The 15,683-nt window shown below is 67.6% G+C and carries 12 protein-coding genes and 1 pseudogene; 3 read left to right on the forward strand and 10 right to left on the reverse strand.

The window, feature by feature from the left end:
- Positions 1–27 precede the first annotated feature (27 nt).
- From efeB to thpR, 4 genes are read right to left on the reverse strand one after another with little or no spacing between them, the layout of a single operon-like run.
- Positions 28–1,302 carry an iron uptake transporter deferrochelatase/peroxidase subunit gene (gene efeB, locus F1D05_RS14185; RefSeq protein ID WP_185448132.1) on the reverse strand — a complete coding sequence of 425 codons (1,275 nt, stop codon included), beginning with the start codon at positions 1,300–1,302 and terminating at the stop codon, positions 28–30.
- Positions 1,299–2,441, reverse strand: coding sequence for an iron uptake system protein EfeO (gene efeO, locus F1D05_RS14190; protein WP_185448133.1), 1,143 nt, complete (start codon positions 2,439–2,441; stop codon positions 1,299–1,301). The genes efeB and efeO overlap by 4 nt, the downstream gene beginning before the upstream one ends.
- Positions 2,442–2,488: 47 nt before the next feature.
- On the reverse strand, positions 2,489–3,337 hold the full coding sequence (gene efeU, locus F1D05_RS14195; RefSeq protein WP_185448134.1) for an iron uptake transporter permease EfeU: 849 nt from the start codon (positions 3,335–3,337) through the stop codon (positions 2,489–2,491).
- 43 nt (positions 3,338–3,380) lie between these two features.
- Complete coding sequence (gene thpR / locus F1D05_RS14200) at positions 3,381–3,944, reverse strand: RNA 2',3'-cyclic phosphodiesterase (protein ID WP_185448135.1); 564 nt, start codon at positions 3,942–3,944, stop codon at positions 3,381–3,383.
- A 185-nt stretch (positions 3,945–4,129) separates the two neighbouring features.
- Between thpR and F1D05_RS14205 the strand changes: the two genes are divergently transcribed.
- Complete coding sequence (locus F1D05_RS14205) at positions 4,130–5,491, forward strand: LLM class flavin-dependent oxidoreductase (protein ID WP_246486685.1); 1,362 nt, start codon at positions 4,130–4,132, stop codon at positions 5,489–5,491.
- Positions 5,492–5,560: 69 nt separating this feature from the next.
- Here F1D05_RS14205 and F1D05_RS14210 read toward each other — a convergent pair whose 3' ends face one another.
- The 3 genes from F1D05_RS14210 to F1D05_RS14220 form a co-directional block, all read right to left on the reverse strand.
- On the reverse strand, positions 5,561–6,958 hold the full coding sequence (locus tag F1D05_RS14210; protein ID WP_185448137.1) for a mycothione reductase: 1,398 nt from the start codon (positions 6,956–6,958) through the stop codon (positions 5,561–5,563).
- Between the two features lie 90 nt (positions 6,959–7,048).
- Entirely contained in the window at positions 7,049–8,365 is a 1,317-nt protein-coding gene (locus F1D05_RS14215; RefSeq protein WP_185448138.1) for an MFS transporter, read from the reverse strand.
- A gap of 54 nt (positions 8,366–8,419) precedes the next feature.
- Positions 8,420–8,812, reverse strand: coding sequence for a MarR family transcriptional regulator (locus F1D05_RS14220; RefSeq protein WP_246486686.1), 393 nt, complete (start codon positions 8,810–8,812; stop codon positions 8,420–8,422).
- Between the two features lie 180 nt (positions 8,813–8,992).
- Between F1D05_RS14220 and F1D05_RS14225 the strand changes: the two genes are divergently transcribed.
- Entirely contained in the window at positions 8,993–10,096 is a 1,104-nt protein-coding gene (locus F1D05_RS14225; RefSeq protein WP_185448139.1) for a hypothetical protein, read from the forward strand.
- On the opposite strand, the gene F1D05_RS14230 is transcribed toward F1D05_RS14225, so the two are convergent.
- A complete protein-coding gene (locus F1D05_RS14230; protein WP_185448140.1) occupies positions 10,071–12,125 on the reverse strand; it encodes a S9 family peptidase in 2,055 nt (684 codons plus the stop codon). The genes F1D05_RS14225 and F1D05_RS14230 overlap by 26 nt on opposite strands.
- Before the next feature lie 507 nt (positions 12,126–12,632).
- Complete coding sequence (locus F1D05_RS14235) at positions 12,633–14,105, reverse strand: NCS2 family permease (protein WP_185448141.1); 1,473 nt, start codon at positions 14,103–14,105, stop codon at positions 12,633–12,635.
- Between the two features lie 155 nt (positions 14,106–14,260).
- On the opposite strand from F1D05_RS14235, the gene F1D05_RS14240 reads away from it, so the two are divergent.
- Positions 14,261–14,578 (forward strand): DUF2530 domain-containing protein, encoded by a 318-nt coding sequence (locus F1D05_RS14240; RefSeq protein ID WP_185448142.1) that lies wholly within the window; start codon positions 14,261–14,263, stop codon positions 14,576–14,578.
- 295 nt (positions 14,579–14,873) lie between these two features.
- Here F1D05_RS14240 and F1D05_RS14245 read toward each other — a convergent pair.
- A pseudogene (locus tag F1D05_RS14245) lies at positions 14,874–15,641 on the reverse strand (DUF3027 domain-containing protein); the annotation flags it as partial.
- Positions 15,642–15,683 lie beyond the last annotated feature (42 nt).

Below are 15,683 nucleotides of genomic sequence, written 5' to 3' on the forward strand. Positions count from 1 at the left end.
GCCCGCACATTACGTGGCGCAGGAGGCCTAGGTGAAGAGTTTCTCGCCCCAGTAGGAGCCGGGAGTGACGCCGCCAGGGCAGGCGAAGACGCCGGAACCGACGTGCCGGATGTACTCGTTCATCGTGTCCGAGCGGGACAGCTGCTGCTGGATCGGGATGAACTGCTTGCGCGGATCCCGCTGGTAGGCAAGGAAGAACAGTCCCGCGTCGAGCCGGCCGAGGCCGTCCGAACCGTCCACGAAGTTGTAGCCGCGGCGGAGCAGTTCGGCGCCTTTGTTGAACTGCGGATGCGCCAGCCGGACATGGGAGTGCGCTGCCACCTTGAAAGAACCGTCAGAATTCTTGGCGCCGAAGTCGATCGTGTCGAACTCGTCGGCCTTGCCGAGCGGAGCACCGGTGCCCTTGCCGCGGCCGATGATCTTCTCCTGCTCACCGAGCGAGGTCCGGTCCCAGATCTCGATCGTCATCCGGATCCGGCGGGAGACCAGATAGGAGCCGCCGACCATCCAGTCCGGGCCGTCCTCGGGCTGCACCCAGAGCTGCTGCTCGAGCTTGTCGGTGTCCTCCAGCTTGAGGTTGTTCGTCCCGTCCTTGAACCCGAACAGGTTCCGCGGCGTGCTCTGCGCCCTGCTGGTGGAAGACGTCCGGCCGAAGCCGAGCTGGGAGTACCGGACCGCGGCCCGGCCGAACCCGATCCGGGCGAGGTTGCGGATCGCGTGCACGGCGACCTGCGGATCGTCCGAACAAGCCTGTACTGCGATGTCGCCGCCGCTCCGGTTCGCGTCGAGGTTGTCCCCGATGAAGTGCGGCAGGTCCACCAGCGCGGCCGGCCGCTTCGCCTTGATCCCGAACCGGTCGTTGCCCGAAGCATCGACGAAGAAGCTCGGGCCGAAGCCGATGGTGATGGTCAGCCGGGCCGGCGGCAGGCCGACCGCTTCGCCGGTGTCCTCGGGCGGAGCCTCCCCCGGTCCGTTCACCGCGCCGTACTGGCCGATGTCGCGGCCAGCCGTCATCAGCGCCGCCGCGGCGGTCCACTCCTTCAGCAACGCGATCACGTCGTCCCGCTTGGTCGCGGTGACGTCGAAGGTCGCGAAGTGCAGCCGGTCCTGGGCCGGGGTGACGATCCCGGCCTGATGCGGCCCGTGGAACTCGACCGGGCCGGTGTTGTCCGCCGCCTGCGATTCCTCGCCTGCGAGCGCCGAGTGCGCGACGTACCCGGCGACACCGGTCGCCACCGCCGCGCCCGCGGCCCCGAACAGACCGCGGCGCGAGATTCCCTTGGAAGACCGTGCCGACGTCATTTCTTCGCGATCACTCCGGCGACCTTGCTGACCGGCTCGGCCAGCGCGTCGACCACGGTACCGAGCTGCTTCTTCTCGGCGTCGGACAGGTTGTACGGCTTGAATCCATCCGCGGTGCGGTACTTGTCGACCGCGGCGAAGACGGCCTTGAAGTTCGTGTCGAGGGTGCTGACAAGGGTGCCGTCCCGCTTCTGCAGCGCCGGGCGGAGTGCCTGGATCGCGGCCTGCGAACCTTCGACATTGGCCTGGAAGTCCCACAGGTCGGTGTGCGAGTAGCGGTCTTCCTCACCGGTGACCTTGCCGGTGGCGACCTCGTCCAGCAGTTCCTTGGCGCCGTTGGCCATCTGCAGCGGGGTGAGCTTCACGACCTTGGCCTTGGCGACCACGGTCTTCACGTCGACCAGCAACTGATCGGCGTACTTCGCCATCCCGGCGGTGGTGTTCTTCTCCCACAGAGCCTGCTCGATCCGGTGGTACCCGGTCCACTCGGTGCCCGGCTCGACGTCGTTGACCCGCGCGTCGATCTTCGGGTCGAGGTCGCCGAACGACTCCGCGACCGGCTCGATCCGCTCCCAGTAGGACCGCGAGACCGGGAACAGCGCCTTGGCCTTGGCCACATCCCCCGCCTTCACCGCGGTGACGAACTCGGTGGTCTTCTGCTCCAGCGCGATCGCCTGCGAGTTCACGTACCGCGAGTAGTTGTCGACGGCCTGCTTGAGCGCGGTGTCCTCGTCCACCTGGGCGGCGGCGTCACCTGCGACGTTCAGGTCGCCGCGGATCCCGTCGCCGACCATTCCGGGCTTGCAGACGGCCTGGTACTTGCCGGTCGGCAGCTCCACGATCAGGTCGCGCTTGAGGCCCGGGCCGATGTTCTCGACCTCACCCATCACCCGGTCGCCCTCGGCGTACACGTAGAACTCGGTGACCTTGCTGCCGCCGTTGGAGATGGAGAAGGTACTGGTGCCCGACTTCACGTCGCTGCGGCTCAGCGCGCACTCCGAGTCGGTCGCCTTGACGGTGACCGGACCGGTCGTGTCACCGGGCGCGGCTGCCGGGGTCTCCTTGGCGCAGCCGGCGACGCCCGCGAGCAGCAGTGCTGCGCCGACTGCGGTGGCCCGGCGGGCCGTGAGCGTGATCATGCTGGTGTCTCCTGGACGGGTGAGAGTGGAACGGGGCCGCGGACGGCTCAGGCTGCTTCGGCTTCTGCCTTGGCTGGTACTGCGGGCGGCGTACTGCGCTTGACGGGGCGCAGGTAGAGCACCAGCACCGGGACGAGATAGGCCAGCCAGGCGAGCGCCTCGATCACGCTCGGGGCCGGGTTGAAGTTGAAGATCCCCTTCAGGACCACGCCGTACCAGCTGTCCGGGGGGATCACGTGCGAGATGTCGAACGCCACATTGTGCAGGCCAGGCAGGATGCCGGCCTCCTGCAGGTCGTGGAAGCCGTAGGCGAAGATGCCGGCCGCGACCAGGATCAGGATCGCGCCGGTGTAGTTGAAGAAGGTGCCGAGGTTGATCTTCACGGCGCCCTTGTAGATGCCGAAGCCGAGGCCGACCGCGACCGCGAGGCCGAGCAGCACGCCGATGAACGGCGTCGCCGTGGTGGCGGTCGCTGCCGACGCGTAGACGATGAACGCGGTCTCGATGCCTTCGCGGAAGACCGCCAGGAAGGCCAGTACGACAACGGCGCGCGAACCCATCTCGAGTGCGGCGCCCATCCGGTCGCGCAACTCCTTGGCGATCGTCCGTGACGCCTTGCGCATCCAGAAGATCATCCAGGTGACGAAGCCGACCGCGAGGATCGACATCACCCCGCTGATGGTCTCCTGGGTGGTGAACGACTTCGCCGTCAGCGCGGTGATGAACTGCAGCAGGGCCCAGCCGAGCGCCGCCACACCGAGCGCCGCACCCACACCGGCCCAGACCAGTCTGAGCCGATCACGATGCCCGGACTTGACCAGGAAGGTGGCCAGAATGCTGACCACCAACGAGGCCTCGAGGCCTTCTCGCAGGCCGATCAGGAAGTTGGCGAGCATGACGGAACTCCAGGGATCTTAGGTACGGCTAACCTTCCGAAGGTTAGCCTAAGAACTCCCATTCGCCCACTGTGTCGTACGCCGCACCATGGCTCGGACCCTCTCCGAGCCGCGATGAGATCAGTTCGACCCGGTCAGCGGTCCAGACCGGTCCTTCGTACTCGTCGAAGATCCGCACCCAGCGGGCGACGTCCATCGGCTGCCGCAGCCGCGCCAGCGTCAGGTGCGGGGTGAACTTGCGCCCGTCCACGGTCACGCCGGCCTTGTTCGCCGCCGATCGCGTGGTCATCGCCAGATGTGGCAGCGCGTCCGACTCGTCCCGTACGCCGGTCCACAGCACCCGCGCGTCCGCCACGCTCGGGAAGGCGCCACTGCCTTTGAGCTGCAGGTCGAACGGCTTCTGCCGTTTGGCGGCCGACTCCAGCCGCTCCGCCAATTCTTCTGTTTTGTACTCCGGTACGTCGCCCAGGAACGCCAAGGTGACGTGCCAGTTCTCGTCCGCCGCCCACCGGATGTCCTCATCCGGAAACGCCCGCCGAGGCTCCACGAACTCGCTCAGGTGTTCCACAACCTCCACCGCCGGCACCAAACCCACAAACAATCGCATCCGCAAAGCGTAGAGGTCGCGAGCCCTCGCTGCTTCTGGATATCGCCCCCGGAGGTGACACTGAGGCATGACTGTGCACACGGATGGGCGGAATCTGCCGGCGCCGTGTGTGGTGGTGCTGGTCGGGCCCGGGGGCGGCCGGGAAGTCGACCTGGGCGGCTGAGACGTTCGCTCCGGACCTGATCGTGTCGAGTGATCGGCTCCGGGCGATGGTCGGCGCCGGCGAGGACGATCTGGCCGCGAGTGCCGATGCGTTCACCCTGCTCGAAGAGGTGGTCAGGCAACGGATCGGCCGGCGACTGACCACCGTCATCGACACGCTCGGACTTGATCCGGTACGACGGCGCAACTGGCTCGAACTCGCCAGGGCGCAAGGGATTCCGTGTGTGGCGGTCGCCTTCGACACTCCCCCGGCGGAGTGCCGGAGGCGCAATCGCGAGCGCACCAAGCGGATCCCGGCCGACGTGCTCACCAGCCAGCTCAAGACCTGGTCGGCGGTGAAGAAGGACCTTCCGGACGAGGGGTACGACGAAGTGCTCGCGCCGCGCGCGGTACGCGTAGTACCGGAGGCGTTCGTTGCCGCGACGGAAGCGGTGCAGCGGCAGCGGGATGCGCCGACGCGGTTGCAATTCGGGTTGCAGTTGAGCAGCTACACCCACAAGGCCGGCCGGAAGACGACGGGCCAATGGATCAAGCAGGTCGGAGTCGCCTCCGAGGCAGCGGGCTTCGACAGCATCTACGTGATGGACCATTTCCGGCAGATCCCGCAGGTCGGGCGCGCGTGGGAAGACTTTCTGGAGAGCTGGACGACGCTGGCCTATCTGGCGGCCTGCACCGAGCGGGTGAAGGTCGGCACGCTCGTCACCGGGATCACCTATCGCAACGTCGCCCACCTCGGGAAGATCGCCGCCACGCTCGACGTACTGAGTGGCGGCCGCGCGGTCTGCGGACTCGGGCTCGCCTGGTTCGAGGCCGAGCACAAGGCGTACGGCTGGGACTTTCCCTCGGTCGGCGATCGCTATGCCTTGCTCGAGGACGCACTGCAACTGCTACCCGTGTTGTGGGGACCGGGCAACAAGCCCTGGCGGGGCAAGGTTCTCGACGTACCGGAGACGGCTTGTTATCCACGCCCGTTGCAGGATCCGCTACCGATCCTGGTCGGTGGCAGTGGCCGCCGCACGCTCAAACTCGCCGCCCGGTACGCCGACGCGGTCAACGTCTTCGGCGATGCGGCCAAGGTGCGCGAGAAATCCGAGTTCCTCAAAGCGCAGACCGACGAACCACCACGACTCACCCAGCTGTCGACCACGCTCGTCGGCAAGGACCATCAGCACCTCACCGAGCTTGTCGAGCGACTCCGGCCGCGCAACCAGGACCCGGCCAAGTACGCCGCGACCGTCAACGCGGGCACTGTCTCCGATCAGATCGGCCGCTTCCGCGAACTCGCCGAGGCCGGTGCGGCCGAGGTGATGCTCAGCCTGCCCGACCTCGACGACGACCTGACTCCCCTCGCCACGATGGCCGAGGTGATCGCCGCCTTCCGCTAACCTCCTTTGCTTACGTCCGAAGAAGTGGAGGACACGTCCCTCCGGTTCTTCGGACGTAAGGAAGAAGGGTCAGCTCTTGAGTTTGAGGTTCAGCAGCGCGTTCTCGATCAGCTCGGGCATCGCCGGGTGGATCCAGTACTGACCGCGGGCCATCGTGTGGGCATCGAGGCCGAAGCTCATCGCCTGGATGACGGGCTGGATGACCGTCGACGCCTGCGGGCCGATCACATGGCAGCCGAGGATCTGCCCGGTGTCCGGGTCGGCCAGGATCTTGGCGAACCCGGTGGTGTCCTCCATCGCCCAGCCGTACGCGATATCGGCGTACGCCTCGCGGCCCACGACGTACCGGACGCCCTGCTCGATCGCCTCTTCCTCCGTCAGCCCGACCGACGCCACCTGGGGCGAACCGAACACTGCATGTGGCACGAACCGGTGATCGGAGTCGATCCGGTCGTCGGGGTGCAGCAGGTTGTGCTGCACGACCCGCGCCTCGTGGTTCGCGACGTGCTTCAGCTGGTACGGCGAACAGACGTCGCCGAGCGCGTAGATCCCCTCGACCGCCGTCTCCTGGAACTCGTCGACCACCACCCGGCCGTCGGACTCCAGCTCGATCCCGGTGACCCCGACATTGAGGAGGTCCGAGTTCGGTGTCCGGCCGACCGCGACCAGCAACTCGTCGACCACCAACTCGTCCACACCCGCAGGGCTGAGCGTCTTGACGACGATCCCGTCCTGCCCGCGCCAGACCCGAACGGTCTCGTGCAGCAGCTTGACCGTGTACCGCTCCTGCGCGATCTCCGTGTAGCGCTTCGCGATCTCGCTGTCCTCGTGCCGCAGCATCCGGTCGGAGCGCGCGATCAGCGTCACCTCGACGCCGAGTGACGAGAAGACATGCGCGAACTCGGCGGCGACGAAACCGCTGCCGATGATGCCCAGCCGGCTGGGCAGCTGCTCGAGGCGCATGATCGTCCCCGACGTCTGGAACCCGGTCTCGTCCAGCCCTGGGATGTCGGGCACGATCGGCCGGCTACCGGCCGCGAGCACGAACCGGTCGGCCGTCAGCACCTCGAGCTCGCCGCCCTCGTTGGCGGTCACGGTCAGCTCGCCGTCAGCGGTGAACCGGCCGGTGCCGTGGTACAGGGTGACGTTCACGTTGTTCGCGTGGTGCTCCCGGTACTCCGCGCCGCCGGCCGAGATCGGGTCGATCCGGCCGAAGATCCGGTCCCGGATGTCCGGCCAGCGCACCCCGGTGAGCTTCTCGTCCACGCCGAGCCGGGAACTGTGCGAAGGGGTGGCGGCCAGGTCGGCGGTGTGCACGAACATCTTGGTCGGGATACAGCCCACGTTCAGGCAGGTCCCGCCGAAGATGCCCTTTTCGACGATCGCCACTTTCCAGTTCGCGAACTGCTTGGACACGATCGTGTTGCCGGAGCCGGTGCCGACGACCACCAAGTCGTAATGAGTCACACCCCATTGTGCGCGTGACCCCCAACCAGAACCCACGGACCATCGTTACCTGGCCCTAACGGTGGAGGCAGCTTGCAGGGCCGGGCCGGCTCAGGCGACCCGGGGCTTGGTGGCCGGTGGATCAGTGAGGGTGGCCTTCTCGCCGAGCAGGTCCGTGGTCGGGGTGAGGATCTCGAGCCGTGGCCTGGGCAGCAGGTGCGGCCGGATCGCCAGACCGCGGCGGCGCGAGAAGTAGAGCACGGAGGCGGTCGTGCCGAGGAAGGTCAGGCTGCCGCCCACGATCAGGGACCACCGGGCGCCGTACTCCTGACCGACCCAGCCGATCAACGGCGAGCCGATCGGCGTACCGCCCATCAGAACCGTCATGTAGAGCGCCATCACCCGGCCGCGCATGGTCGGCTCGATCCCCAGCTGCATCGTGGCGTTGGCCGAGGTCAGCATCGTCAGGGCGGTGAACCCGACCAACGGGAGCACCAGGGCGAAGGTCAGGTACGTCGGCATCAGCCCGCTGATGACGACCATCACCCCGAAGGCCAGCGCGGCACCGAGCACCAACCGGGCCCTGGTCCGGACCCGCCGGGCCGCCAGCAGCGCGCCCGCGAGCGAGCCGATCGCCAGGATCGAGCCGAGGATGCCGTACTCCCCCGCGCCCTTGTGGAACGCTTGAGTGGCCATCAGCGCGGACGTCATCTGGAAGTTCAGCCCGAAACAGCCGGCGAAGAACACCGCGACCAGCACCATCATCAGATCGGGACGGCGCCACAGATACCGCATCCCGTCGCGAATCATGCCCTTGTCACGGGCCGCCACCTTGGGCGTGTGCAACTCGTTGGAGCGCATCAGGTGCAGGGACAGGATCACCGCCGCGTAGCTGACGCCGTTGATGATGATCACCGGCCCGGTGCCGATCCAGTGGATCAGCAGGCCGGCCAGCCCGGGGCCGATCAACCGCGCCGCGTTGAAGGACGCCGAGTTCAGACCTACGGCGTTGGACAGCTCCTCCTTGCCGACCATCTCGACGACGAACGCCTGCCGCGTCGGTGCGTCGAACGCGGTGCCGATCCCGAACAGGAAGGCGAGCGCGTAGACGTGCCAGGTCTGGACCACGCCGGTCACGGTCATCGTGCCCAGGATCAGGGCGATCGCGCCCATCGCGACCTGGGTGATGGTCAGCACCTTGCGCTTGGGGAACCGGTCCGCGATCAGACCCGCGTACGGCGAGATCAGCAGGGCAGGGAGGAACTGGAGACCGGTGACGATCCCCAGGGCGGTGCCGGAGTGGGTCAGCTCCAGGACCAGCCAGTCCTGGGCGACCCGCTGCATCCAGGTGCCGACGTTTGAGACGATGGCCCCGGAGGCGTAGAGACGGAAATTACGAACGTGGAACGCGCGGAAGGTCGGGCTCACATGGCCGCCAGGCGCTCTAGTACAGGTGCTGCCTTGCGCAGGATGTCGCGCTCCTCAGGGGTCAGTTTCTTCAGCTTGTTCTGCAGCCACTCGTCGCGCCGCCGCCGGTTGGCGTGCAGCAGGGCGTGGGCGGTCTCGGTCAGCTCGACCACGATCTGGCGCTTGTCGGTGTCGTGCGGGCGGCGGGCGACGAGGCCGGCCCTCCTCCATGTTCGACACGATCCGCGTCATCGACGGCGGCTTGACCTGCTCGTGCGCGGCCAGCTCGCCGATCGTCATCGCGTCGTGCTTGCCCAGCGCACCGAGCACGCCGAGCTGGTTGGCGGTCAGATCCGCACCATCGACGCGCTGCCGGCGGAGCTGTCGCGACAGCCGCAACGTGGACGACCTGATCGCACTCGCCAGACCGACATCACTCTTCACCTGCTGGGCAACCACCTCGGGCATATCGTTAGCATAACTCATTACCTTTGCTAACGAAAAATATTTACCTGCTATTCCACCGAAGGGAAGGAAGGAAGGCGAGAGGGTCGGGGCCCGGGCCAGCGCGGGGCGGGCGGGGGCCGGGCGCGGGGGGCGCAGGGCGCGGGCGGTGGGGTTGGCCCTGGGGGCATTAGGGTCTGGGGCATGGGGACGGACGCGGATCTGGCGGGGTACGAGCAGCGGTTTCGGCGGGCGGGGTTGCCGTTGTTCATCGAGGACTTCTCGGCGACGCACGACATCTTCACCCGGGCGACCCCGCTGCTCGGGCTCGTCTTCGTCGCGGAGATGCTCGGCGCGACCTCGCTCAAGTGGCCGTTCTGGGTCAACCTGCTCGCCGTACTCGGCGGCCTGGCCGTCCTGATCACCGGCTTCGCCGTCCTGAACCGCCTCCGCGGCCGCCCGTTCCGGTCGCTGCCGACCCGCTTCGGCACCCCCGAACTGGCCACCTTCGTCCTGCTCCCCGCGCTCCTGCCGGTGCTGTCGGAGTTCCAGTTCCGCCAGTTCTTCGGCGTTGCCGCCGGCAACTTGTTGCTGATCGGCCTGGTCTACGCCGTGGTCGGCTACGGCCTGATCGGTACGACGATCTGGGGGATACAGCGGCTCGGCTCCGAACTGGCCAGGTCGGTGGCCAGCCTGGTCCGGGCCTTGCCGCTGCTGCTCGTGTTCTCGCTGGTGCTGTTCATGACCGCCGACATGTGGCAGGTGTTCGCCGGCATGCCGACGACCTTCATCGTCTTCATGGCCGTCGCCTTCGCCCTGATCAGCAATCTCTTCCTGATCCTCCGGCTGCCCCAGGAGCTGGACCGGATCGAACGCGACGCGGACTCGGGCCCGCCGCTGCGCCGGATCCAGCGGCTCAATCTCAGCATCAGCCTGATGATCCGCCAATGGATGCAGGTGCTGGTCGTCAGCAGCGGCGTCGGGCTCTTCTTCGTCGCCTTCGGCCTGCTCGCGATCAGCCGCCACGTCTACGAACTCTGGGGCATCAGCCCCGGCACCTGGTCACACGAGTTCACCCTGCTGAACCACCCGCTGCTGCTCAGCGCGACCCTGACCAAGGTCGCCGCCGCGATCGCGATCTTCACCGGCCTCTACTACTCGATCTCGCTGATGACGGATGCCACCTACCGCGCGGAGTTCCTCGACAACGTCACCGCGGAACTCCGCGACCTCTTCACCGACCGCACCCGCTACCTGGCACTCCGCTCCGAACTGCTCGAAGCTACTCGACCTTCAGCGCGTTCTTGAGGAACTGGATTTCGTAACGCATCAGCCCCGCCACTGTCGCCTCGTCGGTCGGCCGGTGGGTCGCACCGGACAGCGGTAGCACCTGGTGCAGGCGACCCGCCGCGAGCAGAGCAGCAGACAGCCGCAAAGTGTGCGCAGCCACCACGTTGTCGTCAGCAAGACCATGTACGAGGAGCAGCGGCCGCTGGAGGTTGGCCGCGTCGGTGATCGGTGACGATCGGTCGTAGTCCTCCGGGTGCTCGTCCGGGTGACCGAGGAACCGCTCCCGCCAGTGAGTGTCGTAGAGCCGCTGGTCACTCGGGCCGGCTCCTGAGATAGCGGCGTGGAAGACCTCCGGCATCCGCAGTACGGCGGCTGCCGCGAGGGTTCCCCCGTAGCTCCAGCCGGCGATGCCGACCCGGGTCAGATCGAGATCGGGGCAGTACTCCGCAGCCGCGTGCAACGCGACGACCTGATCCTCGAGCGGCGCCGTCAGCGTGTCCCGATGAACAGTCTTCTCCCACGCCGGACCACGTCCCGGCGTACCGCGGCCGTCCGCGATCACCACCGCGAACCCAGCTTCGGCGTACCACTGAGCGGTCGAGAACCACCAACTACTGGCTCGCATCACCAACGCCATCGCAGGCCCGCCGTACGGCCGCATCAGCACCGGCAGCGGCCCATCCCCCGGCTTGTGCCACGACGGTAGGAGCAACGCCGTACGAATCTCCCGTACTCCGGCGCTCAGCCAGGTGATCCGGGGCGTGACCATCGGCTCCGCTTGGAGCGAGGTGACCGCCTGATCGGGCCGGCCATCCCGGCGTACGACGAAAGTCCGGCCGGACTCGGTGTTCGAGGCGAGCAAGAGCGCCCCGTCGACCCGATGGCCGGTATGCGAACCCGGGCCGTCGCTCAACCGACGCAGCCCCGCCTCGTCGTACAGCCACAGGTGGCACTCGGTCGGTTCGTCGTTCGCCTCGAACAGCACCGATTCACCCGACACTTCCAGAACGCGGCGGAGCTGCAGGCCTTCGGGCGTCACGGGCAGGCCGTCGATCGTCAGCCGCCGGGTCTCGCCCTCGTCGGCAGTGTGGACGAGGGCGCCCGAAGCGGTGCGCGCCGGCGTACCGCCGATGATCTCGACCCAGGCCGGGTCGCGCTGCTCGTGCAGGAGCCTCGTTCGACCCGTGTCCGCATCAGCCGCCAGGACGTGCAGGACGCGCTGATCGCGAGACTGGACGCTGATCAGCGGCCCGTGGGCATCCCAGCCGGCCGAGACCAGATACTCGTACCCCGTCCGGTCCCACTCGATGGCGACCGACTTCCCCTTCAGGTCGAACGCGTGCAACGAAACCAGCGCATTCGCCGTACCCGCTGCGGGATAGGCGATCTCGCGCGGCGGCCGATCCGGGTTCGCCGGGTCGGCGATCCACCAGCGCTGGACCGGAGTCCGGTCGACCCTTGCCGCCAGCAACGAAGTACCGTCCGGCGACCACCAGTGGCCGCGACTCCGGCCCATCGACTCCGACGCGACATGCTCGGCAAGACCCCAGCTGGTCTCTGGATCCGCATCTTCGGCCATCAGCCGATCGTTGCCGTCAGCAAGTTCGACCACACGCAGTGCACGGTCGGTCACGTAGGCGATCCGGCTGCCGGTCGGGTCGATCCGTGGGTCGACCGCCGGTCCCGCTGTCGGCACAGGCTTCGGCTCGCCATCCCCGTCGAGCACCCAGAGGTCGCCGTTCAGGGCGAACGCGACGGTGCGCATCGTCGAATCGGTCGTGTAGTCGACGATGCCGGCCGCGCTCTGGCCGGACCGTTCGCGGCGGATCACCTCCGCCGCAGGGATGGAGCCGTGCTCGTCGGGTGCGACCAGGAGCCGCTCGCCGTCGTCGTCCAGCAACCACAGGCAACTGGTCCGGTCCTCGGGACCGCGAGTACGGAGGAAGAGCGAGCGACGGCCGTCCGGTGCGAGGGTGAAAGCGCCCGGCAGGCCGAGGGTGAAGCGCGAGGTTCGCGCAGTCTGGGCAGGGAATCCGTTGGTATCCATACCTGAAATTCTGGGTGGTTGTATCAGGCGGATCAGGAGGTGACTTGGCCTGACGATCAACGCTTCGGAGCGGATCAGAGAGGCGATGCCGGAGAGCCCGACGACAGTCAGTCTAGCAAGGCCCGGTGTCACGCCCAGATGCGAGTAGGCCAGGCCAAAGCTGAGCGCCGGATGCCCAGGGTCCGGCATCCGGCGCAGGCACTCCGCTCTTTGTGCTCGGCCTGAGCGTGCGATCGGCCCGGAACACTCAGCCGGTGCACAAAGACGTCCACATCGCAAGCAAGGCGGGCTTCCCTGACGGCCCCAGCCGCGGAATGAGCCGACCTCCTCAATCGCGCTCGGAGCGGCCAGAAAGGGGGACCTTGAACACCAAATCGGGACGGTGAACAGGTCACTTCATGTCCGCAGTCCCGGTTTGGTGTTCAAGGCCCCAAGTTCTGGCCGACCGCGAGCGGTGGAGCACCCCACCATCACGAACTACGGCTGTAGTACTAGGACACCGCCCCGTCAGGTGAGCCAGTCACCCAGCGGGCCGATCGCGAAATAGACGACGAACAGGGCCGAGACGAGCCACATCAGCGGGTGGATCTGACGGGCCTTGCCGCGGACCACCTTGAGCAGTGTGTAGGAGACGAAGCCCGCGCCGATCCCGGCCGAGATCGAGTAGGTGAACGGCATCAGGATGATCGTCAGGAACGCCGGGATGGCGACCTCGAGATCGTCGAAGTCGATCCCCTTCACCTGCGTCATCATCAGGAAGCCGACCAGCACCAGCGCCGGCGTGGCCGCTTCGTACGGCACCAGCGTGACCAGCGGCGCGACCACCATCGAGATCAGGAAGCAGATCCCCGTCACCACGCTCGCCAGCCCGGTCCGCGCGCCCTCACCGACGCCCGACGCGGATTCGATGTACGACGTGTTGCTGGACACCGATGCCGCTCCACCGGCGGCGGCCGCGACGCTGTCCACGATCAGGATGCGCTGCGAGTTCGGCGGCGTACCGTCCTCGTCGAGCAGGCCCGCCTCCGCGCCGATCGCGGTCATCGTGCCCATCGTGTCGAAGAAGTCCGCCAGCATCAGGGTGAAGATCAGCAGCACCGCGGAGACGACGCCGACCTTGTCGAACGAGCCGAACAGGTTGAACTCGCCGATGGTGTCCAGATTCGGTTTGGTGAACCAGTTGTCCGGCAACTTGGGCACGCTCAGCCCCCAGCCGCCCGGGTTGTCGGCGGTCCGGCCGCCGACGTTGAAGATCGCCTCGACCGCGATCGCCAGCACGGTCGCCGCCAGGATGCCGATCAGGATCGCGCCCTTCACCTTGCGGGCGTACAGCGTGATGATCAGGATCAGGCCGACCACGAAGACCAGCACCGGCCAGCCACGAAGGTTGCCGCCGACACCCAACTCGACCGGCGGGCCACCGGCCGCCGTGGGCCTGCGGACGAAACCGGCGTCGACCACGCCGATGAAGGCGATGAACAGGCCGATGCCGACGCTGATCGCGACCTTCAGTTGCAATGGCACGGCCTCGAAGACGGCCTTCCGGAACCCGGTCAGCACCAGGATCAAGATGATGATGCCCTCGATCACGACCAGGCCCATCGCGTCGGCCCAGGTCATCTTGGTCGCCACGCTGAAGGCGATGAACGCGTTCAGACCGAGACCGGTCGCCAGCGCGAGCGGGAAGTTCGCGACCACGCCCATCAAGATGGTGACGACACCGGCGACCAGCGCCGTGGCCACCGCGATCTTCGCGATCGCCGCGACCGGGTCGGTGCCGCCGCCGACGTACTGGCCGGTGCCGTCCTTGACGGTGCCGATGATGAGCGGGTTCAGCACGACGATGTAGGCCATCGTGAAGAACGTGACCAGCCCGCCGCGGAGTTCGCGGCCGAGCGTGGAGCCACGCTCACTGATCTTGAAGAAGGTGTCTAGAAAGCCTGACCCGGGGCGGGCGGTGGCAGCCTGTGGCGAACTCATGCCCGCATCGTGCCAGTCCGGCGGACAGGTTGCGAGCAAGTTCACCGAACCGTGTCGACACGAGTCCGGGCCGAGGTCGGCGTGAGCCCCGGTGCCGGCCGGAACTGCCGATGTCGGCGGAGGCTCTCGATGTCGGCGGGGACTAAGGTGGGGGCGTGGCAGAGGAGAACGAGGCGCCGGTCTCGAAGAAGCGGACCGACCCGACCAGCCAGCTTGCCCGAGGCGAGCTGATGCACGCCGACGTGAAGCCACTGGACGTGTCCGGCGTCCCGACGGTGATCTTCGGCATCGTCGCCTGGGCGGTCGCCTTCGTGGTGGTGCTGATCTTCCGTGCCGACCTGAAGAAGGACGGCGACGAGTGGTGGCTATGGGTCACCGTGGCCGGCTTCGGCCTCGGCTGGGTCGGGCTGCTCTACTGCCGCCGCCGTTGGGCCGCCATCCAGGCCGGCCACCGCCCCGAACACGAGGACTGACCCTCAGCTCGCTGCGGAACCGCGCCTAGTAGTTCGCGGTTGCTTCCGCGTCGATTTCCGCCGCGGAGGGCATCTGGACCTCGTCGTCCGACGACGGCTCGGCGGCGGCCTCGACCTCGATCTGAACGGCGTCGGCCTCTGCAGTCTCCTCCCGTAGTACGTCCGCCACGTAGGCCCGTACGGCGTCGGCCGCTGCAGTCTCTTCTCGTACTACGTCCGCCACGTTGGCCTGTACCGCGTCGGCCTGGACTTGGCCGGCCTCTTCGTCCGGTACGACGTCCGTCCGGGTCGCGGTCTCCATCGCCAGGTCGTCGTAGCCGGTGGTGTCGAAGGCGTGCTCCGTGGACGGGTGGTCCGGTGCCTCGATGACGACATCCGAGTGCGCGCCGCAGCCGTAGTCGTAGGACACGACCCGGCCTTCACCCGGCGCCATCTCGTTCGCGCAGGCGCCGAAGGCCTGGCCGAGGCTGTCGTTCAGCCGGATCCAGTAGCCGCAGGAGTGGCACTTGTACGGCACGGCCTGGGCGATCGGGGAGGTCGGGCCGAAGTCCCCGGCGTACCAGCGCTCGGCTGCGTCTTCGCGACCGTCCTGCGAGAGGACGCGCTCACGGCCGAGACCTAGTTCCTCGACGACTGCCAGTACTTCGTCGGATGCGCCGGTCTCGGTGAAACCGGCCTCCAGCCGCGGGTCGTCCGGAAGCGTCGGGAACAGGTCGCCAGGGCGCAGGTCGCCCGGCTGGACGCGCTCCGACCACGGCACCCAGACCGGTGCGACGATCGCCTCGTCGCCGGGCAGCATCACGACCTCGTTGACGCTGATCGTCTTCGCGCGCGAGGCGCGGGTCACCGTCACCGCCCAGCGCCAGCCCCGGTAGCCCGGGTGGGTGGAGGCGAAGTAGTGGGTGACGAGCCGCTCGCCTTCGACCAGATGGCCGAGGTGCTCGCCGACCTGGGCGGCGCCCGCCTCGACGATCGCCGCGTCGCGGGCAGGTTCGACTGCCGCGACGCAGACGGCGTCGGGCTTCGCGCGGACCGGTTCCGGAGTCTTGACGGGAGTCACAATCGGTCATTCTCGCACGCCGCCGGACGTGCTCCGAACCGCGAT

This window comes from Kribbella qitaiheensis, from assembly GCF_014217565.1.
Taxonomy (GTDB): domain Bacteria; phylum Actinomycetota; class Actinomycetes; order Propionibacteriales; family Kribbellaceae; genus Kribbella; species Kribbella qitaiheensis_A.